This window comes from Streptomyces sp. NPDC002784 (genome assembly GCF_053592135.1).
Genome location: NZ_JBSFVD010000001.1, coordinates 772,235 through 798,805, shown reverse-complemented (window position 1 = coordinate 798,805; position 26,571 = coordinate 772,235). Strand labels below are relative to the sequence as shown.

The window sequence follows — 26,571 nt, the reverse complement described above, 5'->3', positions numbered from 1 at the left end:
GGTCGGTCAGCCGACGACCGTCCAGGTGTCGCCGCCCGCCAGCAGCGCGGCCAGGTCGCCCTTGCCGTTCTGCTCGATGGCCGCGTCCAGCTGGTCGGCCATCTGCGTGTCGTAGACGGGCCGCTCGACGCTGCGGAACACACCGATCGGGGTGTGGTGGAGGGTGTCGGGGTCGGCGAGCCGGGAGAGGGCGAACGCCGTGGTCGGCGAGGCGCTGTGGGCGTCGTGGACCACGATCTCCGCCTCGTTCTCCGGCGTCACCGTCACCACCCTCAGATCACCCGTCGCCCGGTCCCGGACCACGCCCCGCGCCCCGTCGGTGCCGAAACGGATCGGCTCGCCGTGTTCCAGGCGGATGACCGCCTCCTGGGCCTGCTGCTTGTCCTTCAGGGCGTCGAAGGCACCGTCGTTGAAGATGTTGCAGTTCTGGTAGATCTCCACCAGCGCGGTGCCGGGGTGCGCGGCCGCCTGGCGCAGCACCTCGGTGAGGTGCTTGCGGTCGGAGTCGACGGTCCGCGCCACGAAGGACGCCTCCGCGCCGATCGCCAGCGACACCGGGTTGAAGGGCGCGTCGAGCGAGCCCATCGGCGTCGACTTGGTGATCTTCCCCAGCTCGCTGGTCGGGCTGTACTGGCCCTTGGTCAGGCCGTAGATCCGGTTGTTGAACAGCAGGATCTTGAGGTTCACGTTGCGGCGCAGGGCGTGGATCAGATGGTTGCCGCCGATGGACAGCGCGTCGCCGTCCCCGGTCACCACCCACACGCTCAGGTCCCGCCGGCTGGCCGCGAGACCCGTCGCGATCGCGGGCGCGCGGCCGTGGATGGAGTGCATGCCGTACGTGTTCATGTAGTACGGGAAGCGCGAGGAGCAGCCGATCCCCGAGACGAACACGATGTTCTCCCGCGCCAGGCCCAGTTCGGGCATGAAGCCCTGCACCGCGGCCAGGATCGCGTAGTCACCGCACCCGGGGCACCAGCGCACCTCCTGATCGGACTTGAAGTCCTTCATGGACTGCCTGGCCTCGGCCTTGGGAACGAGCGAGAGTGCCTCGATCGTGCCCGTGCCTTCCCTGGACGTCTCAGCCATCGATGGCCTCCTTGAGAGCCGCTGCGAGCTGTTCGGCCTTGAACGGCATGCCGTTGACCTGGGTGTACGAGCGGGCGTCCACCAGGTACTTCGCCCGGATCAGCGTGGCGAGCTGACCGAGGTTCATCTCGGGGACGACGACGCGGTCGTACCGCCCCAGGACGTCACCGAGATTCTTCGGGAAGGGGTTGAGGTGCCGCAGGTGCGCCTGCGCGATCCCGTGTCCGGCGGTGCGCAGCCGGCGGACGGCCGCGGTGATCGGGCCGTAGGTCGAACCCCAGCCCAGCACCAGGGTCCTCGCGTCGTGCGGATCGTCGACCTCGAGGTCGGGCACCTCGATGCCGTCGATCTTCGCCTGCCGGGTGCGGACCATGAAGTCGTGGTTGGCGGGGGCGTAGGAGATGTTGCCCGTGCCGTCCTCCTTCTCGATGCCGCCGATGCGGTGCTCCAGACCCGGGGTGCCGGGGACGGCCCAGGGCCGGGCGAGGGTCTGGGGATCCCTCTTGTACGGCCAGAAGGCTGCCGAGCCGTCCTCCAGGGTGTGGTTCGGGCCCTGCGCGAACTGCACCCGCAGGTCCGGGAGTTCGTCCAGCTCCGGGATCCGCCAGGGCTCGCTGCCGTTGGCCAGGTAGCCGTCGGAGAGCAGGAAGACCGGCGTCCGGTACGTCAGCGCGATCCGTGCCGCCTCCAGCGCCGCGTCGAAGCAGTCGGCGGGCGTGCACGGCGCGACGACCGGCACCGGCGCCTCGCCGTTGCGCCCGAACATGGCCTGCAGCAGGTCCGCCTGCTCGGTCTTGGTCGGCAGACCGGTCGAGGGCCCGCCGCGCTGGATGTCCACCACCAGCAGCGGCAACTCCAGCGAGACGGCCAGCCCGATCGTCTCGCTCTTGAGCGCCACCCCGGGGCCGGAGGTCGTCGTCACCGCGAGCGAGCCGCCGAAGGCCGCGCCCAGCGCCGCCCCGATCCCGGCGATCTCGTCCTCCGCCTGGAAGGTACGCACACCGAAGTTCTTGTGCCGGCTCAGCTCGTGCAGGATGTCGGAGGCCGGGGTGATCGGGTACGAGCCCAGGAACAGCGGCAGATCCGCCTGCCGGGAGGCCGCCACCAGGCCGTACGACAGGGCCAGGTTCCCGGAGATGTTCCGGTAGGTGCCGACGGGGAAGGTCTTGGCGGCCGGGGCGACCTCGTAGGAGACCGCGAAGTCCTCGGTCGTCTCGCCGAAGTTCCACCCCGCTCTGAACGCCGCGATGTTCGCCGCCGCGATCTCCGGCTTCTTCGCGAACTTCGTCTTCAGGAACTTCTCCGTGCCCTCGGTGGGCCGGTGGTACATCCATGACAAGAGGCCGAGCGCGAACATGTTCTTGCTGCGCTCGGCCTCCTTGCGGCTGAGGTCGAATTCCTTGAGGGCCTCCACCGTCAGGGTGGTCAGCGGCACCGGATGCAGGTGGTAGCCGTCCAGCGAGCCGTCCTCCAGCGGTGAGCTGACATAGCCCACCTTCTGCATGGCCCGCTTGGTGAACTCGTCCGTGTTCACGATGATCTCCGCGCCGCGCGGCAGATCCTGCACGTTCGCCGCCAGCGCCGCCGGGTTCATCGCGACCAGGACGTTCGGCGCGTCACCCGGCGTGAGGATGTCGTGGTCGGCGAAGTGCAGCTGGAAGGAGGAGACGCCGGGGAGGGTGCCGGCGGGGGCGCGGATCTCGGCAGGGAAGTTCGGCAGCGTCGACAGGTCGTTGCCGAAAGCCGCTGTCTCGGAGGTGAAGCGGTCACCGGTGAGCTGCATACCGTCACCCGAGTCCCCCGCGAACCGAATGATCACTCGGTCCAGCCGGCGGACGTCCTTCGCCGTCGCCGGTTTGCGCTGCTCTCCCAGAACTGCTTCGTCGGCCTGCTCCGCTGGGCTACTGACCTGGCTGGTCACTGAACTGGACCTCCCTCGAGGCGGCTGTCGGGGACAGGCCTTCCCGCGGGCCCTCCCACAGGATCAACCCTACGTCCGTAAAGGTCGCCTTCCCCGGGCCATTCGCATGATGGACACGGTTTTGAGACGGTTCGCCACCCTGACTTGTCACGGTTTACGCGCCCCCCGGCGCTTTCTCGAAGACGCTCTCCGCTCTGTGTGTGGTTCTGTGTGTGGTTCCCCCGCTCGGCGAGGGCCGCCGGGCGGGACTGACGCGGTGTCAGTTACGTCATGAGTTCAGATAGGTGAGTACCGCGAGAACGCGACGGTGATCCCCGTCGCTCGGGGACAGCCCCAGCTTCAGGAAGATATTGCTGACGTGCTTCTCCACGGCCCCGTCGCTGACCACCAGTTGGCGGGCGATGGCGGAGTTGGTCCGCCCCTCGGCCATCAGCCCCAGGACCTCCCGCTCCCGCGGGGTGAGCCCCGCGAGCACGTCCTGCTTCCGGCTGCGTCCGAGCAGCTGCGCGACCACCTCCGGGTCGAGCGCCGTGCCGCCCTGGGCCACCCGCACCACCGCGTCCACGAACTCCCGCACCTCGGCGACCCGGTCCTTGAGCAGATACCCGACCCCCCGGCTGGAGCCTGCCAGCAGCTCGGTGGCGTAGCGCTCCTCCACGTACTGTGACAGCACGAGCACACCGAGTCCCGGATGCGCCTTGCGCAGCTGTACGGCGGCCCGCACGCCCTCGTCGGTGTGGGTGGGCGGCATCCGTACGTCCGCGACGACGACGTCCGGAAGTGTGCCCTGCGCGTCGAGCTCCGTGATGGTCTTGATCAGTGCTTCCCCGTCGCCCACGCCGGCGACGACCTCGTGCCCGCGGTCGGTCAGCAACCGGGTCAGGCCCTCTCTGAGCAGCACTGAATCCTCTGCGATGACCACCCGCACCCTGTCCTCCACGACGTCCGGCCCCCCGAGCCTGTTGCGCGCCCGGCCGGCTGTCTCCGGCCCGGTCCCGCGGCTCCTCAGTATCGCGCGATCGGCCGGTCCTCACCGGGCCTGTGGATAACCCGGCCTGCTGTTTTCCGATCCGAGGGCCGGGAGGGGCCGATCCGAGGGCCGGAAGGGGCTGATTTCCGGCCGCGTGCGCACACGGACACGTCCGCCTCCGGGAACCGGAGACGGACGTACTACGCCTGTACGGCTCTACGGCGCTTACGCCTGTACGGCTCTACACCGCCCGCCAGGGCAGCTCCGCCGTGATCCGGGTGGGCCCGCCCACCGGCGAGTCCACGACCAGGATCCCGTCCACCGCGTCCAGGCGTTCGGCGAGCCCGGCCAGACCCGACCCGGCGGAGGTGTCCGCGCCGCCCACGCCGTTGTCCACGACCTGGAGCATCAGCCGGTTCTCCACCCGCCAGACGTCCACCCCCGCCCAGGTGGCCCGCGCGTGCTTGCTGATGTTCTGGAGCAGTTCCGAGACGGTGAAGTAGGCGATGCCCTCGATCGCCGGCACCGGCCGCGCGGTCAGGTCGACCTGGACCTCGACCGGGACGGTGCAGCGGGAGGCGACCGAGGAGAGCGCGGCGTCCAGACCCCGGTCGGTCAGTACGGCCGGGTGGATGCCGCGGGCCAGGTCGCGCAGTTCCTGGAGCGCCGTCTTCACCTCGCCGTGGGCCTCCTCCACCATGCGGGCCGCGGCCTGCGGGTCCTCCGTCAGCTTCTCCTTCGCCAGCCCCAGGTCCATGGCCAGCGCCACCAGCCGGGCCTGCGCGCCGTCGTGCAGATCGCGCTCGATGCGCCGCAGGTCCGCGGCGGCCGTGTCGACCACGACCCCGCGGCCCGACTCCAGCTCCACCACGCGCGTGGCCAGCCGCGTCGGCCCGAGCAGCCCGTGCACCAGCAGCCGGTCCACCATCGTCAGCGCCCGCACGATCCACGGCGTCGCCAGCGTGAACAGCAGCCCCACCAGCGCCGTCACGGTGATCTCGAACGCGTTGTCGAGGTAGATGCGGTGCGTCTCGTCGCCGTAGAGCTGGATGCCGCCCTGGCCGCCGTAGAGCGGGAAGAGCCAGAACCACAGCGGATACGTCAGCAGGCTCCAGCCGATGGCCCAGAAGTTCACCGCGACCACGAAGGAGAAGACCGCCCACGGCAGCTGCAGCACCGCGTACAGCAGCGAGCGCCAGGAGGCGCCGCTCTTCAGGACGGCACCCATCCACGCCATGAAGCCCTGCTTGCGCATCCGCAGCGGCTCCGGGTCCGCGACCTCCAGATCGAGCAGCCCACGCGCGCGTGCCCGCTCCATCGCCCCGAACCCCCGGCAGCCGGCCAGGCCCGCCGCCAGCACCGGGATCCCCAGGAACGTCACCAGCAGGCCCGCCCCCAGCGACACCATGGTGACCGCGTAGGTGAAGAGCAGGATGCTGATCGGCAGGCTCAGCAGGACGTAACCGAGCTCGCGCCAGTGCCGCGCCTCGAACGGCGCCCGCAGCCCGGCGGGCAGCCGGTGAGCGCGCTCACTCTCGGGGAAACCGAGCCCGTAACCCTGTCCGTACTCCGTGGCCATCGACGTCGTCCGTTTCTGCTCGTGCGGCTGTGTCTTCGCGATACCTCCACCCTCCTCGGGCGCAGGTCGGCGGGCCATGGAGTCCGTCGGCGTCTTGGGCGGGGGGTTTTCCCTACCCCTGCTCCGGCACCCGGTCGCGCCAGGGCAGCTCGGCGGTGACCGTGGTGGGGCCGCCCGGCGGGGAGTCGATGACGAACAGCCCGTCCACGGCGCCGAGCCGGTCGGCGAGCCCGCGCATCCCCGTACCGCCGTCCAGCCGCGCGCCCCCGTGCCCGTCGTCCCACACCTGCAGCAGCAGCCGGTCGTCCGTCCGCCACACCTCGACCGAGGCGGTCCGGGCCCCGCTGTGCTTGCTGATGTTCTGCAGCAGCTCCGAGACGGTGAAGTAGGCGATGCCCTCGATGGCCGCGGCCGGCCGCCCGTCCAGATCGACCGTCACCTTCACCGGCACCGTGCACCGCGTGGCCACCGACGACAGCGCCGCGTCCAGCCCCCGGTCGGTCAGCACCGCCGGATGGATCCCGCGCGCGAGATCCCGCAGCTCCTGGAGGGCGAGCTTCACCTCACCGTGCGCCTCCGCGATCATCGAGGCGGCGAAGTCCGGGTCCTCCAGCAGCTTCTCCTTGGCCAGACCGAGCCCCATCGCCAGATTGACCAGCCGGGCCTGCGCGCCGTCGTGCAGATCCCGCTCGATGCGCCGCAGGTCGGCGGCGGCCGTGTCGACCACCACCCCCCGGTCGGACTCCAGCTCGGCGATCCGCCGCTCCAGCTCGTCCGAGGGCGACAACAGCCCCCGCACCATCGCCCGGTCCGCGTTGGCCAGGCCCCGCGCGATGAACGGCAGCACCGGCCACAGCACGAACAGCGAGGCCAGCGTGATGGTGAAGGTGAGCACGCCCCAGGGCAGCCGGATGAAGTCGTACAGCACCGTCCGCCAGCCCACCGGGTCCTTCAGCATCAGCCACAGCTGCGCGAAGAAGCCGTTCCGGCTGCCGCGCAGCCGGAGCGGGCTCGGCTCGTCCACCCGCACCCCGAGCAGCGCGCGGGCCCGCGCCCGCTCCAGCTTGCCCAGCTGCCGGGCGCCCATCAGCCCCGCCGCCAGCAGCGGGAAGCCGACCACGGTGACCGTCAGCCCGGCCCCGGTGAACAGCATCGTCACGACATAGACGAACCCCAGCAGCGACATCGGGAGGTTCGCCAGCAGATGCGCGATCTCTTTCCAGGTGTGCCGGTCGTAGGCGAAACGGGCCGGCGGCAGCCGGTCGCCGTCGGCCGGTTCGGCACGGCGGGCGCGGTCGGAGGACGGGTGGCGTTCGGTCATATGGGCTAGCGTGCCGGTCGAGCGGCACTCGCGCCATGAGGCGGACCGCCGCCCTCCCCGGGGGAAAACCCCACCCGCGCCCCCGAAGCCGTGACAGGCTGCTTACGCTCGCTTTAGCAGGGCCTAGACTCCCGTGCGTAAAGATCGTCGAACTAGATCGTCGAACGGCTGTGTTCACTGAGGTCAGGGAGCGAGGGACGGACGTGCCGGAATCGACCGTCGTCGTCGCGGCGGACAAGGGTGTCGTCGTCTCGGCGGAGTACTTCCAGTCCTACTCGGTCGTCGGACTGCTCGCCCTGGTCGGCGTGCTGTTCGTCGCGGTCGCCTTCGGCGCCGGGCGCCTGCTGCGGCCCGTGGTGCCGACGCCCGAGAAACTGATGACGTACGAGTGCGGCGTCGACCCCGTCGGCGAGGGCTGGGCCCACACCCAGGTCCGCTACTACGTCTATGCCTTCCTGTACGTGATCTTCGCTGTCGACTCGATTTTTCTCTTCCCCTGGGCGACCGTCTTCGCCGCCCCCGGCTACGGCGCCACCACCCTCGTCGAGATGTTCATCTTCCTCGGCTTCCTGACCGTGGGTCTGCTGTACGCATACAAGAAGGGCGTCCTGACATGGACGTGACTCCCTCTTCTTCCGAGCCCGTGCTGCTGCCGGAGCCGAAGCGGCTGGGCGCGCTCGCCCGGCTCGCCCCCGAGCCGATGAAGGTGGTCCTCAACTGGGGCCGCCGCTACTCGCTCTGGGTCTTCAACTTCGGCCTCGCCTGCTGCGCGATCGAGTTCATCGCGGCGTCGATGGCCCGCCACGACTTCATCCGCCTCGGCGTGATCCCCTTCGCACCGGGCCCGCGCCAGGCCGACCTGATGGTCGTCTCCGGCACGGTCACCGACAAGATGGCTCCCGCGGTGAAGCGCCTGTACGAGCAGATGCCCGAGCCGAAGTACGTCATCTCCTTCGGCGCGTGCAGCAACTGCGGCGGCCCGTACTGGGACTCGTACGCGGTGACCAAGGGCGTCGACCAGATCATCCCGGTGGACGTCTACGTACCCGGCTGCCCGCCCCGCCCCGAGGCGCTGCTCCAGGGCATCCTGAAACTCCAGGAGAAGATCGCCCGGGAATCGCTGGGGGAGCGGTACGGAGTGGCACGTCCTTCGGCGGCGGCTTTGCAGAGTGGGTTGGTGAAGGGGCCGGAGCCGGAGGGCGCCGGATCGGGTGCGGCGTCGGCTGTGGCTCCGGGTGCGGTTGCGGTTTCTGCGGCGGGGTCGGCGGGGTCGGTGGAATCGGGGGGGGCTGGTTCTGAATCGGTCAACGGATCGGCGGGGGGCGCCGGTTCCCGGTCGGCGGCAGATTCTGGAACGGGAGCCGGATCGGCCAACGGGTCGGGGTCTGCTTCGGGTTCCGGGTCCGGTCCGGCTTCTGAGCCCGGTCCGGCGTCCGGGTCCGGTTCGGCGTCCGGGTCCGGTTCGGCTTCGGACGCGGGGGAGGAGAGATGAGCACGGTCGGCTGGCTGCCCGCCCCCGTGGAAGAGCTCTTCGGCGCGGAGGCCACCGCCGAGGAGTCCTACGAGGTCCTGACCGTCGACGTGCCGTCGGCGTCCTGGACCTCCGCGCTTCGTACGGCGCGTGACGAACTGGGCTGCACGTACTTCGACTGGCTGAGCGCGGTCGACGAACCCGGCACGGGCTTCCGGGTCGCCGCCCACGTGGCCGCCCTGGCCCCGGTACGCCGGCTGCTGGTGCGCACGACGGTGTCGCACGAGGCTCCGGTGCTGGAGTCCGCGATCACGGTCTACGCGGGCGCGGCCTGGCACGAACGCGAGACGCACGAGATGTTCGGCGTCACCTTCGAAGGCCACCCGGCGCTGGACCACCTCCTCCTGCCGGAGACCTTCGAGGGCCACCCCCTGCGCAAGGACTTCGTCCTGGCCGCCCGCGTCGCCAAGGCCTGGCCCGGCGCGAAGGAACCGGGCGAGTCCGAACACGGCGGCCCCAAGCGCCGCCAGATGCTTCCGCCCGGCGTCCCCGACCCGAACGAGTGGGGCCCGCTCAAGGGCCAGCTCCCGCCTGCCCCGGCCCGCCCGGCGCGGGGCGCGGGCCGCGCGGCGGGCGAACGTCCGGCCCGCGCGGCGGGTGCGGGTGCGGGTGCTGCGGCTTCGACTGCGGCTACGGGAGACCGTCCCGTACGCCGTGCCCGGTCGGCCTCGGAAGGCTCGGCGAGCCAGGCCGCGGCGGCCGGTACGGCGGCGCCTTCGGCGGAGGGCACCCCCGCGGCGACCCCGCCCCGCCGCTCCCGCAGCGCGAGCGAGGGCTCCGCGAGCCGGCAGGCGGATACGGGGGCGGCAGACCGCGCGGGTGCTGGCGACACCACCCCTCGCCGCTCCCGCATCGTGAACGAGGGCTCCGCGAGCCGGCAGGCGGGAACGGAGGCGGCAGACCGCGAGGGCGCGGGTGACACCACCCCTCGCCGCTCCCGCATCGTGAACGAGGGCTCCGCGAGCCAGCGCACCCAGCCCCCGGCGGCCGAGGACACCCCGCCCGCGGCCCCCCGCAGCGCGGACGCCCCCTGGCACCACGCCCGCCCGGCCTTCGAGGAACCGTCCAAGAAGGAACAGAACCCGGCGACCGGGCCCACCCCGCCGGCACCCGAGAACGCCCCCAAGGGCACCCCCACCCCCGGCGAAGCCGCGCCACCAGCCGAGCCCGAGCCCGCGCCGGAAGCTGCGACCGGGCCTTCTCCTGAGACCGCACCCGAGTCCTCGCCGGAGGCTGCGACCCGGCCCTCGCCGGAGGCCGTGCCCGGGTCTTCTCCGGAGGCTGCGACGGAGTCCTCGCCCGAAGCCGCGCCGGAGCCTGCCACCGGGCCCGCGCGGGAGGCTGCGACCGAGTCGTCGCCCGAAGCCGTGCCCGGGTCTTCTCCGGAGGCTGCGACCGAGCCCTCGCCCGAAGCCGCGCCGGAGCCCCCCACCGGGCCCGCGCGGGAAGCCGCGACCGACTCCTCACCCGAAGCCGCGCCAGAGGCCGCGACCCGGCCCTCCCCGGAAGTCGCGCCCGAAGCCGCGACCCGGCCCTCGCCGGAAGCCACGCCCAAGGACCCGGCCGAGGAGCACACCGGCGACCTCACCCGCGCCCAGCCCGACGCCCCAGCCGAGGAACGCACCGGCGCCCCCGCCGTAGACCAGCCCGGCGCCCCGGCCGAAGAACGCCCCGACGCCCCCGCCGACGACGACCACCCCCACACCCCCGCCCAACCCCCCGCCGAAGACCCAAAGAACCCCTCAGGAGGCCCGCAGTGAACGACGTGCTCGACGTCACCCTGCGACTCCTCGTCGTCTTCGTCGTCTTCCTCACCTTCCCCCTGCTGATCGGCCAGACCGAGCACAAGGTGATGGCCCACATGCAGGGCCGCCTCGGCCCCATGTACGCCGGCGGCTTCCACGGCTGGGCCCAGCTCGTGGCCGACGGAGTGAAGTTCGCGCAGAAGGAGGACGTGGTCCCGGCCGGCGCGGACCGCCGTATCTTCCAGCTCGCCCCCGCCGTAGCCCTCCTGCCGTATCTCCTCGTCCTGCTCGCCATCCCGATCGGCCCCGGCGAAGGAGCCGTCGGCGAGGTCATCGACGCGGGCGTCTTCTTCGTACTCGCCGTGATGGGCGTCGGCGTCCTCGGCGCGCTGATGGCCGGCTGGGCCTCCGCCAACAAGTTCTCCCTGCTCGGCGGCCTGCGCACCGCCGCCCAGCTCCTCGCCTACGAGCTCCCGATGCTCCTCGCCGCCGCCTCCGTCGCGATGGCGGCCGGCACGGTCTCCCTGCCCGGCATCCTCCACGCCTTCGAGTGGTGGTGGCTGCCCTGGCAGATCGTCGGCGCGATCGTCTTCTTCGTCGCGGGCCTCGCCGAACTCCAGCGCCCGCCCTTCGACATGCCGGTCGCCGACTCCGAGATCATCTTCGGCGCGTACACCGAGTACACGGGCCTGCGTTTCGCCCTGTTCCTGCTCGCCGAGTACGCCGGAATCGTCGTCCTGTGCGGCCTGACCACCGTCCTCTTCCTCGGCGGCTGGCACGGCCCCTGGGGCGAGGACGGGCTCGGCTGGGTCTGGACCCTGCTGAAGACCGCCCTTCTCGCCTTCGTCGTGATCTGGCTGCGCGTCACCTACCCACGGCTGCGCGAGGACCAGCTCCAGAAGCTCTCCTGGACCCTCCTCGTCCCCCTCGCCCTCGCCCAGATCGCCCTCACCGGCGTCGTCAAGGTGGTGATCGAGTAATGGCCCCCATCCCCGGCTCCGGCCTCGCCAAGGGCCTGGCCGTCACCCTGCGCACGATGACGAAGAAGTCCGTCACCGCGCAGTACCCGGACGCCCAGCCCCACCTCCCGCCCCGCACCCGCGGCGTGATCGGTCTGTTCGAGGAGAACTGCACGGTCTGCATGCTCTGCGCCCGTGAGTGCCCCGACTGGTGCATCTACATCGACTCCCACAAGGAGACGGTCCCGGCGGCGGCCCCCGGCGGCCGCGAACGCAGCCGCAACGTCCTCGACCGCTTCGCCATCGACTTCTCCCTGTGCATGTACTGCGGTATCTGCATCGAGGTCTGTCCTTTCGACGCCCTGTTCTGGTCCCCGGAGTTCGAGTACGCCGAGACCGACATCCGCGACCTCACCCACGAGCGCGACAAGCTCCGCGAGTGGATGTGGACCGTGCCGGCCCCGCCCGCCCTCGACCCCGGCGCGGAGGAGCCCAAGGAGATCGCCGCGGCCCGCAAGACCGCGGAGAAACTCGCCGCCGCCCAGGCCGAACCCCAGGAGGGACAGCCGTGATGCTCGCCGCTGATACGCACGGCTTCCTCTCCCCGACCGGCGTGGAGATCACCTTCCTCCTCGTCGGCCTGGTCACCTTCGGCGCGGCCCTGGTCACCGTCACCACCCGGCAGCTGGTGCACGCCGCCCTCTGGCTCGTGGTCACCCTCGGCGGCCTCGCCGTGGAGTACCTCCTGCTCACCGCCGAGTTCATCGCCTGGGTGCAGGTCCTCATCTACGTCGGTTCCGTGGTCGTCCTCCTGCTGTTCGGTCTGATGCTCACCCGCGCCCCCATCGGCCGCTCCCCGGACGCCGACTCCGGCAACCGCTGGGTGGCCCTGGGCGTGGCGCTCACCGCCGCGACCGCCCTGATCTGGGTGGTCGTCGACGCCTTCCGCACCACCTGGATCGATCTCGACGGCGCCCCCGCCGGCTCCACCGAGGTCACCGGCAAGGCCCTCTTCCAGAACTGGGTCCTCCCCTTCGAGGCCCTCTCCGTCCTCCTCCTCGCCGCCCTGGTCGGCGCGATCGTCCTGTCCCGCAAGGCGAAGGCCGGCCCCACGCCCGCGGCCGACGGCGGCGCCGCCGGACCGGACGGCGGGGGAGCCGCCCAGGCCGACAAGGAAGGCGCCCGCTGATGCACCTCGCCTACCCCGCCGTGCTCTCCGCCCTCCTGTTCTGCACCGGCCTGTACGGCGTGCTGGCCCGCCGCAACGCGATCCTGGTCCTGATGTCCGTCGAGCTGATGCTCAACGCCGTCAACCTCAACCTGGTCGCCTTCGACGTCTGGCTCAGCCGGGCCGCCGAGGAGACCCTGCACTCCGGCCAGGCCCTGACCCTGTTCACCATCGCCATCGCCGCCGCCGAGATCGGCATCGGCCTGGCGATCGTTCTCGCCGTCCACCGCAACCGCGGCACCGCGGACATCGACAAGCTCCGCGACACCGCCGAGGGCCACGAGAGCGAAACCCCGGACGTGCAGGCCCCCGTCGAGGAGAAGGCTGAGGCCACCGCGTGACCACGACCACCCTCGCCGTCCTCGTCCCCCTCCTTCCGTTCCTCGGCGCGGCTGCCGGCCTGCTCCTCGGCCGCACGGCCCCCGGCTACGTCCGCCCGCTCGCCGTCCTGCCGGCGCTCACCTCCCTTGTCCTCGCCGTCTGGGTCGCCGTCGACCAGGGCGGCGGCCAGGCCCTGAACGCCGCCACCGAGCTGACGCCCACCGGCTCGGTCCCGATCGACCTCGCCCTGCACATCGACGGCTTCGCCGCCCTCGTCGCCGTGCTGGTCGCGCTCGTCGCCTCCTGCGTGCAGATCTACTCGACCGGCTACCTGAGCGACGACCCGCGCTATCCGTCGTACGCCGCGCTCGTCTCCCTGTTCACCTCCGCGATGCTGCTCGTCGTCTACTCCGGCGACCTGATGGTGCTGCTGGTCGGCTGGGAGATCATGGGCATCTGCTCGTACTTCCTGGTCGGCCACTACTGGGAGACCCCGGAGGCCCGCGCCGCCTCCCTCAAGGCCTTCCTGGTGACCAAGCTCGGTGACGTCCCCTTCCTCATCGGTCTGTTCGCCCTGGCCGCCGACGCCGGGTCCTTCCGCATCACGGAGATCCTCGGCACCGTCGCGACCGGCGGCCTCGACCACCCCACGCTGATCGCCGTACTGCTCCTCGCGGGCGTGGCCGGCAAGTCGGCGCAGTTCCCGCTGCACACCTGGCTCCCCGACGCGATGGCGGGCCCGACCCCCGTCTCCGCGCTGATCCACGCCGCGACGATGGTCGCCGCCGGTGTCTACTTCGTGGCCCGTCTCCTCCCGGTCTTCGAGGCATCCCAGGCCGCGATGGTCCTCCTGGCCGTCATGGCCGCCGTCACGATGGCCGGCTCGGCCCTGTGCGCGCTCGCCCAGGACGACATCAAGCGCGTCCTCGCCTACTCGACGATCGGCCAGCTCGGCTACATGACCGGCGCCCTCGCCGTCGCCGACCGCGGTGCCGCCGTCTTCCACCTCCTGTCGCACGGCGCCTTCAAGGCGCTGCTGTTCCTCGCGGCCGGCGTGATCATCCACGCCGCCGGCACCAACTCGCTGGCCGCCATGTCCCGCATGCGGAACCTGCGCGCCCGGGTCCCGGACGCCTACTGGACGATGACCGTGGCGCTCCTCGCGCTCGCCGCGATCCCGCCGTTCAGCGGCTTCTTCTCCAAGGAGTCCGTCCTCGGCGCCGCCGAGCACGTCTCCACCGGCCACACCGAGCACGCCCCCGGCGCCGCGGGCTGGATCGTCCTGATCGCCGCCCTGCTCACGGCCCTGCTCACCGCCGCGTACGCGACCCGCCTGTGGCTGCTGGCCTTCCGCGGCCACGGAGCCGAGGCCCCCGACCACGGACGGCAGCCGCTCACCATGACCTCGGTGCTGTGGGTGCTGGCCGTGCCGTCGCTGGCCTTCGGCGCCTTCGCCTACGGAACGCTGCCCGACTGGTTCGACGGCCGTGACCTCGCCCCGACCCTGACCACCTCGGTCCTCGGCACCGGCGTGGCCCTGGTCGGCGGCATCGTCACCTACGCGGCCTGGCGGCACACCACCGCGCTCGCGGGCCGTGTCCCGCTGGGCGCGGTCGCCGCCCACCCCCAGGCCGACGCCGCACAGGTCGAGGCCGAGGCCATCGCCAGCCACGCGCCCGCCTACGGAGACGTCGCCTCGGCGCCCGACCCGTCGGACCCGGGCCGTCTCCTGCTCGGCCCGCTGCACCGCCACGCGGCCGTCGGCTTCCACCTGGACGCCGTGTACGCGACCCTCTTCGTCCGCCCGGTCCAGGCCGGCGCGAGTCTCGTCCGGTTCCTCGACCGCGAGGTCGTCGACACCTACGTCCGCGGGGCGGGCGCTCTACCTCGCTGGCTCGGCATCGCCGTACGGCGTGCCCAGACCGGCAATGTGCAGACCTATGTGAGCGCTCTGCTCGCCGGAACCGTCGTCCTGGCGGTCGCCGCCGTCCTCGTCGCCACGGGAGCGTGAGCAGGCGTGATCGATATCAACGAGTCCGTGATGCAGTTTCTTCTGGCGTTGATCGTCGTCGGCCCGCTCATCGGTGCCGCCGCCGCTCTCCTGCCGGCCCCGCCCGGGCTGAAGGGGAAGTCACCCGACCAGGCCGTACTGCGGCACGGCGTGACCGTCACCGGCACGGTCCTCGTCGCCGCGATCGTCCTCGCGCTCGGCTTCGACCACGACCAGCCGTCGAAGATGCAGGCCACGACGGACATCAGCTGGATCCCCGCACTCGATGTGCGCATCCACCTCGGCATCGACGGCATCTCCCTCCCCCTTCTGGTCCTGACCGCGCTGCTGACCTTCCTGTGCGCGCTCTACTCGTACTTCAAGATGCCCGCGGGTCCGACCCCGAAGGCGTTCGTCGCCCTGCTGCTCGTCCTGGAGGCCGGCACCCTCGCCACCTTCGCCGTCCTCGACCTGCTGCTGTTCTTCCTCGCCTTCGAGATGGTCCTGATCCCGATGTACTTCCTCATCGCCCGCTGGGGCGGTGCGGGGCGGACCCAGGCCGCCTGGAAGTTCATCCTCTACACACTGCTCGGTTCGGTCGTCATGCTGCTCGGCCTGCTCCTGATCGGGATCAAGGCGGGCACATTCGACATGGTGGCACTCGCCACTGACAACGGCCGGTCGCTGACCACATCCGTGCAGGTCATCGCCGTTTTGGCGATCGGTCTCGGGCTCGCGGTCAAGACGCCGATGTGGCCGCTGCACAGCTGGCTGCCCGACGCCCACACCGCCGCCCCGACCGTCGGCTCGGTCCTGCTGGCCGGTGTGCTGCTGAAGATGGGTACGTACGGTTTCGTCCGGATTCTGCTGCCGATCACCCCCGACGGCTTCGCCGACTTCGCGCCCTACCTCGCCGCCTTCGCCGTCGTCGGCATCATCTACGGATCCCTGGCCTGTCTGGCCCTGGCCAAGCAGGGCGCGAAGGGCGACCTCAAGCGCCTAATCGCCTACTCCTCCGTCGGCCACATGGGCTTCGTGCTGCTCGGCATCGCGACGATGACCCCGACCGGCGTCAACGGCGCCCTGTTCGCCAACATCGCCCACGGCCTCATCACCGGCCTGCTCTTCTTCCTGGTCGGCGCCCTGAAGGACCGCACCGGCACCACCGACCTCGACACCCTCGCCGAGGCGACCGGGGCGGCGCTGTACGGCAAGGCCCCGCGCCTCGGCGGACTGGTCGCCTTCGCCGCGGTCGCCTCGCTGGGCCTGCCGGGCCTCGCCGGGTTCTGGGGCGAGATGCTCGCCCTGTTCGGCGCCTTCGAACCCGCCGACCAGCTCAGCCGCCCGGCCTTCCTCACCTTCATGACCATCGGCGCGTTCGGCACCCTGCTCACCGCCGCCTACCTGCTGATCGTGGTCCGCCGGGTCTGCATGGGCGCCGTACCGCAGCAGGCCCCGAAGCTCGCCGACGTACAGCCGTACGAACTCGTGGCCTGGACCCCGCTCGTCGCCCTCACCGTCGTCGCCGGCCTGTGGCCGAAGACCCTCCTCGGCCTGACCGACCCGGCCGTCCAGCAGCTTCTCGCAGGAGGCACCCGATGAGCTCCCCGGCCCAGCCGCTGGCCGCGTCCCTCGTCCAGGACGTCGACTGGCTCGCCATCGCGCCGCCCACCCTCGCGGCCGTCGTCGGTCTCGTCGTCCTGGTCGCCGACCTCTTCGTCGGGCAGGACCGCAAGGCGCTCCTCGGCTGGGTGGCCGTCGCCGGCCTCGCCGCGTCGACACTGATGCTGCTGCCCCTGGTGGACGGCGACCGCTCCACCTTCTGCCTGACCGGCGCCCCCGACACCTGCAGCTACACCGCCGACCGCTTCACGCTCGTGCTGCAACTGCTGGTCCTCGGCGGCGCCCTCCTGGCCGCACTGCTGTCGGTCACCGCGCTGAAGGACGACGCCAAGAACCTCCCCGAAGGGGAGTTCTGGTTCCTGCTGCTCTCCTCCGCGGCGGGCGCCGCCCTGCTGCCCGCCTCCCGCGACCTCGCCACGCTCGTCGTCGCCCTGGAAGTCGCCTCCCTGCCCGCGTTCGCGCTCGTCGGCCTCCGCCACGGCGACCGCAAGTCCTCCGAGGCGGCGCTGAAGTTCTTCCTGTCCTCGGTCACCGCGACCGCGGTCAGCCTGATGGGCATCAGCTTCGTGTACGCCACCACCGGCACCCTCTACCTCACCCAGATCGCCGACCGCATCCAGGACGTCGACGGCCAGTTCCACACCCTCGCCCAGACCGGCGTCGTCCTCACCCTGGTCGGCTTCGCCTTCAAAACGGCAGCCGTCCCCTTCCACTTCTGGGTCCCGGACACCTACGTGGGCGCCCCCCTGCCCGTCGCCGCCTACCTCTCGGTCGTCGGCAAGGCGGTCGGCTTCTCCGGCCTGATCCTGATCACGGTCATCGCGCTGCCCTCGTACGACGAGGTCTGGGGCCCGGCGCTCGCCGTCCTGGCCGCCCTCACCATGACCGTCGGCAACGTGGGCGCCCTGCGCCAGCACGCCACGCGCGCGTACAGCGCGGTACGCCTGCTCGCCTGGTCGTCGGTGGGCCAGGCCGGCTACCTCCTCGTACCGATCGCCGCAGCCGCGTACTCCGACGACGCCGAACGCTCCATCGGCTCCACGGTGGCCTACGCCCTCATGTACGGCGCCGTGAACCTCGGCGCCTTCGCGGTGGCCGCCCTGGTGGGCCGCACCCGCTCCCTGAACCGCCTCACCGACTACCGGGGCCTGTACGCGCGTAACCCCGTCTCCGCCCTGGTCCTCGCCTTCTTCCTGCTCTGCCTCGCCGGGCTGCCGCCGGGCATCATCGGCCTCTTCGCCAAGGTCACGGTGTTCTCGGCGGCCGTCGACGCGGGCCTGGGCTGGCTGGCCGTGGTCATGGCCGTCAACGTCGTGATCGCGCTGTTCTACTACCTCCAGTGGACGGCGCTGCTGTTCCGGGCCCCCGAGGGCGAGCCCGTCCGGCACGCCGTGCCCGTCCCCCTCACGGCGGCCCTCTCCCTCACCGCGGTCCTCGCCGTCGCCCTGTCCGGTGCGCCCCAGCTGGTCCTGCGCTTCGCGGACACCGGCCTCTTCTAGGGCCGCGGCGGCATCACCCGGACGGCCCATCGGCGGGGCCGTGCGCCCAAGGGAACCCCAGACCCTCGCCTGGCGTTGACCAGTACGGGAGGGTCCACTGGACGTGTCACCACGACACCAGTGGCATCGGAGATCGACCAGCAAAGGGTTCCCCTGCCGCACCACTTGGAGGGCGTACCGTGCACCGCCGGCACAACGGGCTCAGGACCGCAGTACTCCTCGGGGGACTGTCCGCACTCATCATCGTCATCGGCAGCTTCTTCGGCCGCATGGGGCTCGTCGTCGCCGTCGTCATCGCCCTGGGCACGAACGCGTACGCGTACTGGAACAGCGACAAACTCGCGCTCCGCGCGATGCGCGCCCGCCCGGTGAGCGAATTCGAGGCCCCGGCGCTCTACCGCATGGTCCGCGACCTCTCCACCCAGGCCCGGCAGCCCATGCCACGCCTGTTCATCTCCCCGACGGAGGCACCGAACGCCTTCGCGACCGGCCGCAACCCGCGCAACGCCTCCGTGTGCTGCACCGACGGCATCCTGCGCCTGCTCGACGAGCGCGAACTGCGCGGAGTGATCGGCCACGAGCTCAGCCATGTCTACAACCGAGACATATTGATCTCGTCGATCGCCGGCGCGCTCGCCTCCGTGATCATGTTCCTGGTCAACTTCGCCTGGCTGATCCCGATCGGCCGCTCGGACGACGACGACGGACCCGGTCTGTTCGGCATGCTGCTGATCACGTTCCTGGGCCCGCTCGCCGCCGGCCTCATCCAGCTCGCCATCAGCCGCTCCAGGGAGTACGAGGCGGACGCCTCCGGAGCCCAGCTCACCGGTGACCCGCTCGCCCTCGCCAGCGCCCTGCGCAAACTCGAAACGGGCACCAAGCAGCTTCCGCTGCCCCCGGAGCCCCGGATCGAGACGGCGAGCCACATGATGATCGCGAACCCCTTCCGCCCGGGACAGGGGCTGTCCAAGATGTTCACCACGCACCCGCCGATGGCCGAGCGGATCGCGCGGCTCGAGAAGATGGCAGGTACCCACCAGTGAAGACAGTTCTGAACGTCATCTGGCTCGTCCTCAGCGGCTTCTGGCTGTTCCTCGCCTACCTCGTCGCGGGCGTGCTGCTCTGCATCACCATCATCGGCATCCCGTTCGGCATCGCCGCCTTCCGCATCGGCCTCTACGCCCTGTGGCCCTTCGGGTACACCGCGGTCGAACGCCGGGACGCGGGCGCGCCGTCCTGCGTCGGCAACGTCCTGTGGCTGATCCTGGCGGGCTGGTGGCTGGCGCTCGGCCACATCGCCACCGGCCTCCTGCTGTGCGTCACGATCATCGGCATCCCGCTGGGCATCGCCAACTTCAAGCTGATCCCGGTCTCGCTCCTGCCGATGGGGCGCGAAATCGTCCGCACCGACCAGGCGTTCGCGTCGACGGGCCGCTGGTAGCCGGCCGACCGTCCGCAGGCCGCTGGTTGTCCACAAGCCGGAGGTTGTCCACAGGCTCCGCTCGATTGTCAGTGCCGGATTGCATCATGAACGCATGACCGAGATCGAGCAGTTGCTGGCACGGGTGGCGGCCAAGGCCCACAATACCCGCCCGTGGGGCTGGGCTTCCCTCCCCGAGCCCGTGGACACGGCCGCCCTCGCCCGCGCCGAGGCCGCCCTGGGCTTCTCCCTGCCCCCGCTGCTCGCCGAGCTCTACCTGCGCATAGGAGACGGCGGCTTCGGCCCGGAGTACGGCCTGCTGCCCCTCCTCGAAGGGCCCCCGTCCGGCGAACCCGCAGCCGTCGTGCAGTACCTCGCCAACCGTGAGAGCGGCCGCAAGGACCCCGACTGGCCCTGGCCCGAGGGCGTCCTGCCGATCTCCCACTGGGGCTGCGCGATGTACGCGTGCGTGGACTGCCACGCCCCCGAGGCCCCCGTCCTGCTCTTCGAACCGAACGCCGACACCAGCGACCACGCCTGGTACGTGGACGCGCCCAGCCTCGAACTCTGGCTGCACACCTGGGTCGAGGGCACCGGCTGGTACGAGGAGACCAACGACGACATGGACATGGTCCCGTGGACCGACTTCCGCATACGGACGACGGGAGCGTCCTAGCCCCCTAGCCCCCGGGGAGAGCAGCTGGCCGCCGCCCTACCGGGCCGCCCTCCACCGCCGTACGCCGTACGCGAGGACGCCCACCGCCAGCACCCCGGCACCGACGACCACCGACACCCAGGGCAGCGCGAACGCCAGGACCGCGCAGCCCACCAGACCCACCGCCGGTACCACCCGCGCCGACGGACCCGACCCGAGCGTCCAGGCCGAGGCATTGGCCACCGCGTAGTACGCCAGCACACCGAAGGAGGAGAACCCGATGGCCCCGCGCACGTCCACCGTCGCGGCCAGCACCGCGACCACCGCGCCCACGGCGAGCTCCGCCCGGTGCGGCACCTGGAACCGCGGATGCACGGCCGCCAGAGCGCCGGGCAGATGCCGGTCACGCGCCATGGCCAGCGTCGTCCGGGAGACGCCCAGGATCAGGGCGAGCAGCGAGCCCAGCGCGGCCACGGCGGCGCCGACCCGGACGACCGGCACCAGCTCCGGCACACCGGCGGCCCGTACCGCGTCGGCCAGCGGCGCCTCCGCGGCGCCGAGACCGCCCGCGCCCAGCACGGACAGGACGGCCACCGCCACGCACGCGTACACCGCGAGCGCGATACCGAGGGCGATCGGGATCGCGCGGGGGATGGTGCGCGCCGGATCCCGCACCTCCTCACCGAGGGTCGCGATGCGCGCGTACCCGGCGAACGCGAAGAACAGGAGACCGGCCGCCTGAAGCACACCGCCCGCGCCACCGGAGGTCCCGATGTCCAGCCGCCCGGCATCGGCCTCCCCGGACGACAGGCACACCACCACCACGGAAGCGAGGACCGCCAGCACCACCGCCACGATCGCCCGCGTCAGCCAGGCGGACTTCTGCAGGCCGCCGTAGTTCACCGCGGTCAGCGCCACCACGGCCGCGACCGCCACCGCGTGCGCCTGGTCCGGCCAGACGTACGCGCCCACCGTCAGCGCCATCGCCGCACAGGAGGCTGTCTTCCCGACCACGAACGCCCAGCCCGCGAGATAGCCCCAGAACTCCCCGAGCCGCTCACGGCCGTACACATAGGTGCCGCCCGAGGCCGGATACCGGGCGGCCAGCCGCGCCGAGGAGGCGGCGTTGCAGTACGCGACCACGGCGGCGACGGCGAGTCCGAGCAGCAGCCCCGTGCCGGCGGCGTGCGCCGCGGGCGCCAGGGCGGCGAAGATCCCGGCCCCGATCATCGAACCGAGCCCGATGACCACGGCGTCGCCCACCCCCAGGGTGCGCCGGAGCCCGGCGGCGGACTGTGTCATCGGCTTCATGGGCCGAACCCTACTGATCGTCGCAACCGCCCGGTGCAGCGGCGACGTCCCCATCAGCAACAGGAGGCGAACAAAGCACGACCGACGGGCACGTCACCCCATCAGCAAGGACTTTCCACCTCCCCGAGCCCGCGCCGGTAGGCACCTCCCCGAACCCCGGTCGGCAGACGGAAGGGCGGACACCACCAGGTACCCGCCCTTTCTCGCGGCGACCACCGCCGTCGCGCCGGGCCGCCGCTCCCGCCCGTCACGCGCCTAGCCGGTCCGCAGTGCTCCGGACCGGCTGGTCACCGGTAGTTCACGAACTGGAGCGCGAAGTCGAAGTCCTTGCCCTTGAGCAGCGCGATGACCGTCTGAAGGTCGTCGCGGCTCTTGGAGCTGACGCGCAGCTCCTCGCCCTGGACCTGGGCCTTCACACCCTTCGGGCCCTCGTCACGGATGATCTTCGCGACCTTCTTGGCGTTCTCCTGGGAGATGCCCTCCTCGATCGTGGCGAAGATCTTGTACTCCTTGCCGGAGAGCTGCGGCTCACCCGCGTCCAGCGCCTTCAGCGAGATACCACGCTTGATCAGCTTGGACTGGAAGACGTCGAGGACAGCCTTCACCCGGTCCTCGGAGTTCGCCTCCATGAGGATCTTCTCGCCGGACCACGAGATCGAGGCGCCCACGCCCTTGAAGTCGTAGCGCTGCGAGATCTCCTTGGCGGTCTGGTTGAGGGCGTTGTCGACCTCCTGCCGCTCGACCTTCGAGACGATGTCGAAACTGGAGTCGGCCATGTGCTGTGGCTCCTTGTATCGGGGTCCGTGTCGGTGCGTATCGGCGTACGTGGGGGCGACCGCCGAGCCCGGTGTGCAACCCGGGCCGCATCCGGATAAGCCTAGCCATCCCCGGTCCCGGGGGCGGAGATCAATCGGGTGGCGGACCACCCCTCGGCATCGGGTATTGTTTACGTCGTTGCCGGGGAACGCAGCCGAGAGGCCGTTCGAAGGACAACAACCCCGGCGGTGTGCCCGAGCGGCCAAAGGGAGCAGACTGTAAATCTGCCGGCTCAGCCTTCCCAGGTTCGAATCCTGGCGCCGCCACTTCGGGGAAGACCCCCTCAGTACTGTGGAAACACAGAGCTGAGGGGGTCTCTTCGTGTGCGGCCGTTCCCCGGGCAGACTGGCCCCATGACCACTCGACGCAGAAGATGCCCCGAGTGCCGTCGGGAGATCGCCGTGGTGGCCGGGCGGTTCGCGCGGCACGATCCGCCCGGTGCGCGGGGCAGCGCGGAACTCGTCTCGTGCGCCGGTTGCCGGCGGCCCGCGGAACTCGGGGCCGTACAGCCGTCGTTGGACGGGTACGTCGTGCCCGAGTTCCCCGGTCAGCTGCCGCTGTTCTGACGGCTCGGCGGTCTCAGTTGCCCGCCACCGACTTCACCGCCACCGACACCGGCGCCGAGCCGCTGACCAGCTCCAGGGTCAGCCCGGCTGTGGCCGGGGTGTCGATCAGCTCTGCCAGTACGGCGGCCACGTCGTCACGCGGGATCGGGCCGCGGCCCGTGTGGGCCTCCAGGCGGACCAGGCCCGTGCCGGCGTCGTCCGTCAGCGCGCCGGGGCGCAGGATCGTCCAGTCCAGTGCGGTCAGGCCGCGCACGTACGCGTCCGCCTCGCCCTTCGCCCGCAGGTACACGTCGAAGATCTCGCCGCCCTCGTGCTGAGGGTCGGCACCCATCGACGACACGATCACGTACCGGCGCACACCCGCCCGCACGGCCGCGTCCGCGAACAGGATCGCCGCGTCCTTGTCCACCGTCTCCTTGCGGGCCGATCCGCTGCCCGGCCCGGCGCCCGCAGCGAAGACCGCCGCGTCCGATCCCTGCAGATGTGCCGCGACCTCCTCCACCGTCGCCGACTCCAGGTCCAGCAGCACCGGTTCGGCACCCGCCTCCCGCAGATCGTCGCCCTGTTCGGCGCGGCGGATGATGCCCGCGACCTCGTCCCCGCGCGCGGAGAGCAACCGCTCCAGCCGCAGCGCGATCTGACCATGACCTCCAGCGATGACTGTGCGCATGTCTTCGACCGTACGCCCGGACGGCCGCATCCGCCGCATGAGTCCCCAGGGCCCCGCGGCCCGACCGACAGCGCCCCGGAACCGCACCCCGCCTCGACACGGGCCCCACGCCTCACCCCGACGCCGCTCAGCGCCACTTACCGAGCGCGACAAGTCCTGCGATCCCGTGCACACAGACCCCGGTGACGCCACCCCGTCCACCCTCGAAACCCGGCCCCACCCCCTCAGGAAACCTCCCCCCGCCCCTGCCGGGGCAACCCCAACTCCACCGCCGCCGCGGAGTTGCAGTACTCCCGCACCGCGCTCGTCCGCGCCACCACGCGCCCCCGATGCACCACGATCCGGCTGTACGCCAGCGACAACGCCCCCGCCAGCCGATCCCCCCGCACCGCCAACAGGTCCGCAGGAAAGCCCGCTTCGACCCGGACCTCGGGCAGACCCAGAACCGTCCGCGCCCCCGAACTCACCGTGTCGTAGGCGTCCTCGGGGCTCAGCCCGTAACGGGAGGCCAGCAGATACGCCGCCTCCAGAGGGTCACCGCGGCCCACCGGGTTGGACACGTCCCGCAGCGCCCCGCTCCCCGCGGCCACCCGCACCCCGGCCGCGCGCAGCAGCCGTACCGGCGCCGTCCCCCGCTGCTCCACGCCGCCGCAGCCGCCCTGCGGCAGGCACACCACCGTCACGCCGGCCGCGGCGAGTTGGTCCGCCGTCCGGGCCGCCGCGTCGGCCGGCAGGCGCCCCAGGCCGCCGCACGGGCCGAGCGTCACGCCGGGGCGCAGGCCGCCCGCCATGGCCGCCAGCCGGGACAGCCGCGCCGGGTCGTCGGCGTCCGTGTGCAGGTCGACCGGGCAGCCGTGCTCGGAGGCCAGTTCCAGGACCGCCTCCACGTACCCCGTCGGATCGGGATCCAGATCCGGACAGCCGCCCACCACCGACGCGCCCATCTTCAGCGCGTCCCGCAGCATCGCCAGCCCGTCCGCCCCGGCCACGCCGGTCAGCAGCCGCGGCATCGCCACCGCGCTCAGCTCGGTGAGCCCGCGCAGCGAGCGCCGGGCGCGCAGGACGGCGGACAGTGCGCCGAGCCCCGGGACGTCGCCCACCCGCACGTGGGCCCGCAGCGCGGTCGCGCCGTGGCCGAGCTGCAGCAGAGCCGCCTCCGTGGCCCGGCGCTGGACGTCCTGGGGGTCGTAGGAGACCGGGCCGTCCGCGTCGGCGGAGAGGGCGGTGTCGCCGTGGGCGTGCGGATCGGCGGGGGCCGGCAGGAGCAGGTAGCCGGTGAGGTCCACCCGCGCGCCGCACGCGCGCGTGCCGCTCGCCGCCAGGCTCCCCGCCGTGCCCACCGCCTCGATGCGACCGCCGCCCAGCCGGACGTCCACGGTCCGGCCGTCGGTGAGCCGAGCCCCGCAGAGCAGCAGGGCGGCCGGATCGGACGGACCGGACGACCCCGGGGACGACGACGAGGACGACGAGTGATGCGGCTGGGGCTGGCTGTCGGGCATCGCGCTCCAGGTGCTCGCTGCTCGGGCTGCGCGGGGGAGTGCGCGGGGACGCAAGATCACGCAGAGTGCGTCGAGCCTAGGGCGGTGATCCGCTCGCGGCCGGGAGGAGCGCAATAGTCGTACCGGTGTGGTCCGCCCCGCGGGAGCTGCGTCGATGGGCTGCGGCGGGGGCGGCCGAGGCGCCTGGGAAGCGTGCCGGAACGGGGTGCCGAGGGCGCCGCGAAACGGATTTGGGTGAACGGCTGCCGAGCGTGTAATGTCTTCATCGCTCGCCCCAATAGCTCAGTCGGTAGAGCGTCTCCATGGTAAGGAGAAGGTCTACGGTTCGATTCCGTATTGGGGCTCTGGTGTGAGAGGTTCCCGTCGCGAGGCGGGAACTGATCGCATCACAGCGGTGTAGCTCAGTCGGTAGAGCAAGCGGCTCATAATCGCTGTGTCACCGGTTCAAGTCCGGTCACCGCTACTGACAGTAGCCGATTGCGGGGTCGGTCCTTCGATCGGCTACTCTTTCTTGCGTTAATGTCCTATCCGTTCGTCAAGGAGCACTCACGTGGCTGCCACCGACGTCCGCCCGAAGATCACGCTGGCCTGCGTGGAGTGCAAGGAGCGGAACTACATCACCAAGAAGAACCGGCGTAACAACCCGGACCGTCTTGAGATGAAGAAGCACTGCCCGCGTTGCAATGCGCACACCGCGCACCGCGAAACGCGATAAATCAGGCTCGTACACGAGGCCGTCCCCGCACTCCGGGGGCGGCCTCGTGTCGTTTCGTCGGCCGGTCGACGGCCGGTTCGCAGATCCCGGGAAACCACACGCTGACTCACAGGAGGTGCCGAGCCCATGGCGCTCGACCAGTCCTTCGTCGGGCGGACCTATCCGCCCACCGACCCCTACGAGGTCGGCCGCGAGAAGATCCGTGAGTTCGCGGAGGCGGTGGGGGACGCCAATCCGGCGTACACCGACCCGGAAGCCGCCAAGGCGCTCGGCCACCCCGATGTGATCGCCCCGCCCACCTTCGTGTTCGCCATCACCTTCAAGGCGGCCGGAGAGGTCATCGCCGACCCCCAGCTCGGCCTCGACTACAGCCGGGTGGTGCACGGCGACCAGAAGTTCGCCTACGCCCGCCCGGTCCGGGCCGGCGACCGGCTCACGGTCACCTCGACCATCGAGGCGATCAAGTCCCTCGCGGGCAACGACATCCTGGACGTCCGCGGTGAGGTCCACGACGAGGCGGGGGAGCACGTCGTGACCGCCTGGACGAAGCTGGTCGCCCGCGCGGCCGAGGAGGCGTGAGCAATCCCATGACGGCGAAGATTTCGTACGCGGACGTCGAGGTCGGCACCGAGCTGCCCGCGCAGACGTTCCCCGTGACCCGCGCCACGCTCGTCCAGTACGCGGGCGCCTCGGGCGACTTCAACCCGATCCACTGGAACGAGAAGTTCGCCAAGGAGGTCGGGCTGCCGGACGTCATCGCGCACGGCATGTTCACCATGGCCGAGGCGATCCGCGTGGTGACGGACTGGGCCGGTGACCCGGGCGCGGTCGTCGAGTACGGCGTCCGCTTCACCAAGCCCGTCGTCGTCCCCAACGACGACCAGGGCGCCACGATCGAGGTCAGCGGCAAGGTCGCGGCCAAGCTCGACGACAACACCGTTCGCGTGGACCTGACGGCGACGAGCGCGGGTCAGAAGGTGCTCGGCATGTCCAGGGCGGTCGTACGACTGGCCTGACGGCACGCGCGCGGTGAGGTAAGGGGCGTTCTCCATGGTGGGGCGCCCCTTACGGCGTTGCGGCCCCCTACCGGCCCCAACGGGTGGGCGGGCGGCTGGGGTTCCGTGGGCTCCCCACCCTTGACTTAGT

General features: G+C 71.3%; 25 protein-coding genes, 3 tRNA genes and 1 pseudogene. 20 read left to right on the top strand and 9 right to left on the bottom strand.

Annotation, left to right across the window (positions count from 1 at the left end; all coding sequences use genetic code 11):
- Positions 1-6: 6 nt before the first annotated feature.
- The 5 genes from ACWD1Z_RS03680 to ACWD1Z_RS03660 form a co-directional block, all read right to left on the bottom strand.
- Positions 7-1,086, bottom strand: a complete 1,080-nt coding sequence (locus ACWD1Z_RS03680; RefSeq protein ID WP_451115155.1) for a 2-oxoacid:ferredoxin oxidoreductase subunit beta — start codon at positions 1,084-1,086, stop codon at positions 7-9.
- Positions 1,079-3,007 carry a 2-oxoacid:acceptor oxidoreductase subunit alpha gene (locus ACWD1Z_RS03675; protein ID WP_451115154.1) on the bottom strand — a complete coding sequence of 643 codons (1,929 nt, stop codon included), beginning with the start codon at positions 3,005-3,007 and terminating at the stop codon, positions 1,079-1,081. The genes ACWD1Z_RS03680 and ACWD1Z_RS03675 overlap by 8 nt, the downstream gene beginning before the upstream one ends.
- 268 nt (positions 3,008-3,275) lie before the next feature.
- Positions 3,276-3,935 (bottom strand): LuxR C-terminal-related transcriptional regulator, encoded by a 660-nt coding sequence (locus tag ACWD1Z_RS03670; protein WP_389415645.1) that lies wholly within the window; start codon positions 3,933-3,935, stop codon positions 3,276-3,278.
- A 283-nt stretch (positions 3,936-4,218) separates the two neighbouring features.
- Entirely contained in the window at positions 4,219-5,556 is a 1,338-nt protein-coding gene (locus tag ACWD1Z_RS03665; RefSeq protein WP_451115152.1) for a sensor histidine kinase, read from the bottom strand.
- A 112-nt stretch (positions 5,557-5,668) separates the two neighbouring features.
- Positions 5,669-6,877, bottom strand: coding sequence for a sensor histidine kinase (locus ACWD1Z_RS03660; RefSeq protein ID WP_451115150.1), 1,209 nt, complete (start codon positions 6,875-6,877; stop codon positions 5,669-5,671).
- Between the two features lie 203 nt (positions 6,878-7,080).
- On the opposite strand from ACWD1Z_RS03660, the gene ACWD1Z_RS03655 reads away from it, so the two are divergent.
- The 13 genes and pseudogenes from ACWD1Z_RS03655 (at position 7,081) to ACWD1Z_RS03595 (ending at position 19,869) form a co-directional block, all read left to right on the top strand.
- Positions 7,081-7,500 carry an NADH-quinone oxidoreductase subunit A gene (locus ACWD1Z_RS03655; RefSeq protein WP_451115148.1) on the top strand — a complete coding sequence of 140 codons (420 nt, stop codon included), beginning with the start codon at positions 7,081-7,083 and terminating at the stop codon, positions 7,498-7,500.
- On the top strand, positions 7,491-8,369 hold the full coding sequence (locus ACWD1Z_RS03650; RefSeq protein ID WP_451115146.1) for an NADH-quinone oxidoreductase subunit B: 879 nt from the start codon (positions 7,491-7,493) through the stop codon (positions 8,367-8,369). The genes ACWD1Z_RS03655 and ACWD1Z_RS03650 overlap by 10 nt, the downstream gene beginning before the upstream one ends.
- Positions 8,366-9,742: pseudogene (locus ACWD1Z_RS03645) on the top strand (NADH-quinone oxidoreductase subunit C); the annotation flags it as partial. The gene ACWD1Z_RS03650 and the pseudogene ACWD1Z_RS03645, both read left to right, overlap by 4 nt.
- Before the next feature lie 422 nt (positions 9,743-10,164).
- Positions 10,165-11,133 (top strand): complex I subunit 1/NuoH family protein, encoded by a 969-nt coding sequence (locus ACWD1Z_RS03640; RefSeq protein WP_389415458.1) that lies wholly within the window; start codon positions 10,165-10,167, stop codon positions 11,131-11,133.
- Positions 11,133-11,684, top strand: coding sequence for a NuoI/complex I 23 kDa subunit family protein (locus ACWD1Z_RS03635; protein WP_389415457.1), 552 nt, complete (start codon positions 11,133-11,135; stop codon positions 11,682-11,684). The genes ACWD1Z_RS03640 and ACWD1Z_RS03635 overlap by 1 nt, the downstream gene beginning before the upstream one ends.
- Positions 11,684-12,301, top strand: a complete 618-nt coding sequence (locus ACWD1Z_RS03630) for an NADH-quinone oxidoreductase subunit J family protein (protein WP_451115144.1) — start codon at positions 11,684-11,686, stop codon at positions 12,299-12,301. Before ACWD1Z_RS03635 ends, ACWD1Z_RS03630 begins: the two co-directional genes overlap by 1 nt.
- Positions 12,301-12,681 (top strand): NADH-quinone oxidoreductase subunit NuoK, encoded by a 381-nt coding sequence (nuoK, locus tag ACWD1Z_RS03625; RefSeq protein WP_451115143.1) that lies wholly within the window; start codon positions 12,301-12,303, stop codon positions 12,679-12,681. The genes ACWD1Z_RS03630 and nuoK overlap by 1 nt, the downstream gene beginning before the upstream one ends.
- Positions 12,678-14,672, top strand: coding sequence for an NADH-quinone oxidoreductase subunit 5 family protein (locus ACWD1Z_RS03620; protein WP_451115141.1), 1,995 nt, complete (start codon positions 12,678-12,680; stop codon positions 14,670-14,672). The genes nuoK and ACWD1Z_RS03620 overlap by 4 nt, the downstream gene beginning before the upstream one ends.
- Before the next feature lie 6 nt (positions 14,673-14,678).
- Positions 14,679-16,253 (top strand): complex I subunit 4 family protein, encoded by a 1,575-nt coding sequence (locus ACWD1Z_RS03615; RefSeq protein WP_451115139.1) that lies wholly within the window; start codon positions 14,679-14,681, stop codon positions 16,251-16,253.
- Positions 16,250-17,773, top strand: a complete 1,524-nt coding sequence (locus ACWD1Z_RS03610) for an NADH-quinone oxidoreductase subunit N (RefSeq protein WP_451115138.1) — start codon at positions 16,250-16,252, stop codon at positions 17,771-17,773. The genes ACWD1Z_RS03615 and ACWD1Z_RS03610 overlap by 4 nt, the downstream gene beginning before the upstream one ends.
- 179 nt (positions 17,774-17,952) lie before the next feature.
- Positions 17,953-18,816, top strand: coding sequence for a zinc metalloprotease HtpX (gene htpX / locus ACWD1Z_RS03605; RefSeq protein WP_451115137.1), 864 nt, complete (start codon positions 17,953-17,955; stop codon positions 18,814-18,816).
- A complete protein-coding gene (locus ACWD1Z_RS03600; RefSeq protein WP_451115135.1) occupies positions 18,813-19,214 on the top strand; it encodes a YccF domain-containing protein in 402 nt (133 codons plus the stop codon). The genes htpX and ACWD1Z_RS03600 overlap by 4 nt, the downstream gene beginning before the upstream one ends.
- 94 nt (positions 19,215-19,308) lie before the next feature.
- Positions 19,309-19,869, top strand: a complete 561-nt coding sequence (locus ACWD1Z_RS03595) for an SMI1/KNR4 family protein (protein ID WP_451115133.1) — start codon at positions 19,309-19,311, stop codon at positions 19,867-19,869.
- Positions 19,870-19,905: 36 nt separating this feature from the next.
- On the opposite strand, the gene ACWD1Z_RS03590 is transcribed toward ACWD1Z_RS03595, so the two are convergent.
- Positions 19,906-21,150, bottom strand: a complete 1,245-nt coding sequence (locus ACWD1Z_RS03590; protein WP_451115454.1) for an APC family permease — start codon at positions 21,148-21,150, stop codon at positions 19,906-19,908.
- Positions 21,151-21,446: 296 nt separating this feature from the next.
- Positions 21,447-21,935, bottom strand: a complete 489-nt coding sequence (locus ACWD1Z_RS03585) for a YajQ family cyclic di-GMP-binding protein (RefSeq protein WP_397631193.1) — start codon at positions 21,933-21,935, stop codon at positions 21,447-21,449.
- A 224-nt stretch (positions 21,936-22,159) separates the two neighbouring features.
- Here ACWD1Z_RS03585 and ACWD1Z_RS03580 point away from each other — a divergent pair.
- Both ACWD1Z_RS03580 and ACWD1Z_RS03575 read left to right on the top strand, forming a co-directional pair.
- A tRNA-Tyr gene (locus ACWD1Z_RS03580) sits at positions 22,160-22,241 on the top strand.
- 87 nt (positions 22,242-22,328) lie between these two features.
- The gene (locus tag ACWD1Z_RS03575) at positions 22,329-22,541 is read left to right on the top strand and encodes a hypothetical protein (protein WP_451115132.1); all 213 of its coding nucleotides are present in this window, start codon (positions 22,329-22,331) and stop codon (positions 22,539-22,541) included.
- A 13-nt stretch (positions 22,542-22,554) separates the two neighbouring features.
- Here the strand turns inward: ACWD1Z_RS03575 and ACWD1Z_RS03570 are convergent, their stop codons facing one another.
- Together ACWD1Z_RS03570 and ACWD1Z_RS03565 are read right to left on the bottom strand one after the other, a co-directional pair.
- Entirely contained in the window at positions 22,555-23,211 is a 657-nt protein-coding gene (locus tag ACWD1Z_RS03570; RefSeq protein ID WP_451115130.1) for an SDR family oxidoreductase, read from the bottom strand.
- A gap of 224 nt (positions 23,212-23,435) precedes the next feature.
- Positions 23,436-24,710 (bottom strand): amidohydrolase family protein, encoded by a 1,275-nt coding sequence (locus tag ACWD1Z_RS03565; RefSeq protein ID WP_451115128.1) that lies wholly within the window; start codon positions 24,708-24,710, stop codon positions 23,436-23,438.
- A gap of 271 nt (positions 24,711-24,981) precedes the next feature.
- On the opposite strand from ACWD1Z_RS03565, the gene ACWD1Z_RS03560 reads away from it, so the two are divergent.
- The 5 genes from ACWD1Z_RS03560 to ACWD1Z_RS03540 all read left to right on the top strand — a co-directional run bounded on the left by ACWD1Z_RS03560 (position 24,982) and on the right by ACWD1Z_RS03540 (position 26,441).
- Positions 24,982-25,054: transfer RNA gene (locus ACWD1Z_RS03560), tRNA-Thr, on the top strand.
- 46 nt (positions 25,055-25,100) lie between these two features.
- Positions 25,101-25,173, top strand: a tRNA-Met gene (locus ACWD1Z_RS03555).
- Positions 25,174-25,260: 87 nt separating this feature from the next.
- A complete protein-coding gene (rpmG, locus tag ACWD1Z_RS03550) occupies positions 25,261-25,425 on the top strand; it encodes a 50S ribosomal protein L33 (protein ID WP_003948671.1) in 165 nt (54 codons plus the stop codon).
- A 126-nt stretch (positions 25,426-25,551) separates the two neighbouring features.
- Complete coding sequence (locus ACWD1Z_RS03545; RefSeq protein ID WP_389415445.1) at positions 25,552-26,004, top strand: FAS1-like dehydratase domain-containing protein; 453 nt, start codon at positions 25,552-25,554, stop codon at positions 26,002-26,004.
- A gap of 8 nt (positions 26,005-26,012) precedes the next feature.
- Positions 26,013-26,441, top strand: a complete 429-nt coding sequence (locus ACWD1Z_RS03540; RefSeq protein WP_315886137.1) for a MaoC family dehydratase — start codon at positions 26,013-26,015, stop codon at positions 26,439-26,441.
- Positions 26,442-26,571 lie beyond the last annotated feature (130 nt).

Excerpts from the sequence above, each read along its gene's own strand:
- ACWD1Z_RS03545 (WP_389415445.1), top strand. The coding sequence starts at position 25,552 with ATGGCGCTCGACCAGTCCTTCGTCGGGCGGACCTATCCGCCCACCGAC.
- ACWD1Z_RS03585 (WP_397631193.1), bottom strand. The coding sequence starts at position 21,935 with ATGGCCGACTCCAGTTTCGACATCGTCTCGAAGGTCGAGCGGCAGGAG.
- ACWD1Z_RS03590 (WP_451115454.1), bottom strand. The coding sequence starts at position 21,150 with ATGACACAGTCCGCCGCCGGGCTCCGGCGCACCCTGGGGGTGGGCGAC.
- ACWD1Z_RS03575 (WP_451115132.1), top strand. The coding sequence starts at position 22,329 with ATGACCACTCGACGCAGAAGATGCCCCGAGTGCCGTCGGGAGATCGCC.
- ACWD1Z_RS03650 (WP_451115146.1), top strand. The coding sequence starts at position 7,491 with ATGGACGTGACTCCCTCTTCTTCCGAGCCCGTGCTGCTGCCGGAGCCG.
- ACWD1Z_RS03660 (WP_451115150.1), bottom strand. The coding sequence starts at position 6,877 with ATGACCGAACGCCACCCGTCCTCCGACCGCGCCCGCCGTGCCGAACCG.
- ACWD1Z_RS03665 (WP_451115152.1), bottom strand. The coding sequence starts at position 5,556 with ATGGCCACGGAGTACGGACAGGGTTACGGGCTCGGTTTCCCCGAGAGT.
- ACWD1Z_RS03610 (WP_451115138.1), top strand. The coding sequence starts at position 16,250 with ATGAGCTCCCCGGCCCAGCCGCTGGCCGCGTCCCTCGTCCAGGACGTC.
- ACWD1Z_RS03540 (WP_315886137.1), top strand. The coding sequence starts at position 26,013 with ATGACGGCGAAGATTTCGTACGCGGACGTCGAGGTCGGCACCGAGCTG.
- ACWD1Z_RS03635 (WP_389415457.1), top strand. The coding sequence starts at position 11,133 with ATGGCCCCCATCCCCGGCTCCGGCCTCGCCAAGGGCCTGGCCGTCACC.
- ACWD1Z_RS03680 (WP_451115155.1), bottom strand. The coding sequence starts at position 1,086 with ATGGCTGAGACGTCCAGGGAAGGCACGGGCACGATCGAGGCACTCTCG.
- ACWD1Z_RS03630 (WP_451115144.1), top strand. The coding sequence starts at position 11,684 with ATGCTCGCCGCTGATACGCACGGCTTCCTCTCCCCGACCGGCGTGGAG.
- nuoK (WP_451115143.1), top strand. The coding sequence starts at position 12,301 with ATGCACCTCGCCTACCCCGCCGTGCTCTCCGCCCTCCTGTTCTGCACC.
- ACWD1Z_RS03570 (WP_451115130.1), bottom strand. The coding sequence starts at position 23,211 with ATGCGCACAGTCATCGCTGGAGGTCATGGTCAGATCGCGCTGCGGCTG.
- ACWD1Z_RS03565 (WP_451115128.1), bottom strand. The coding sequence starts at position 24,710 with ATGCCCGACAGCCAGCCCCAGCCGCATCACTCGTCGTCCTCGTCGTCG.
- ACWD1Z_RS03595 (WP_451115133.1), top strand. The coding sequence starts at position 19,309 with ATGACCGAGATCGAGCAGTTGCTGGCACGGGTGGCGGCCAAGGCCCAC.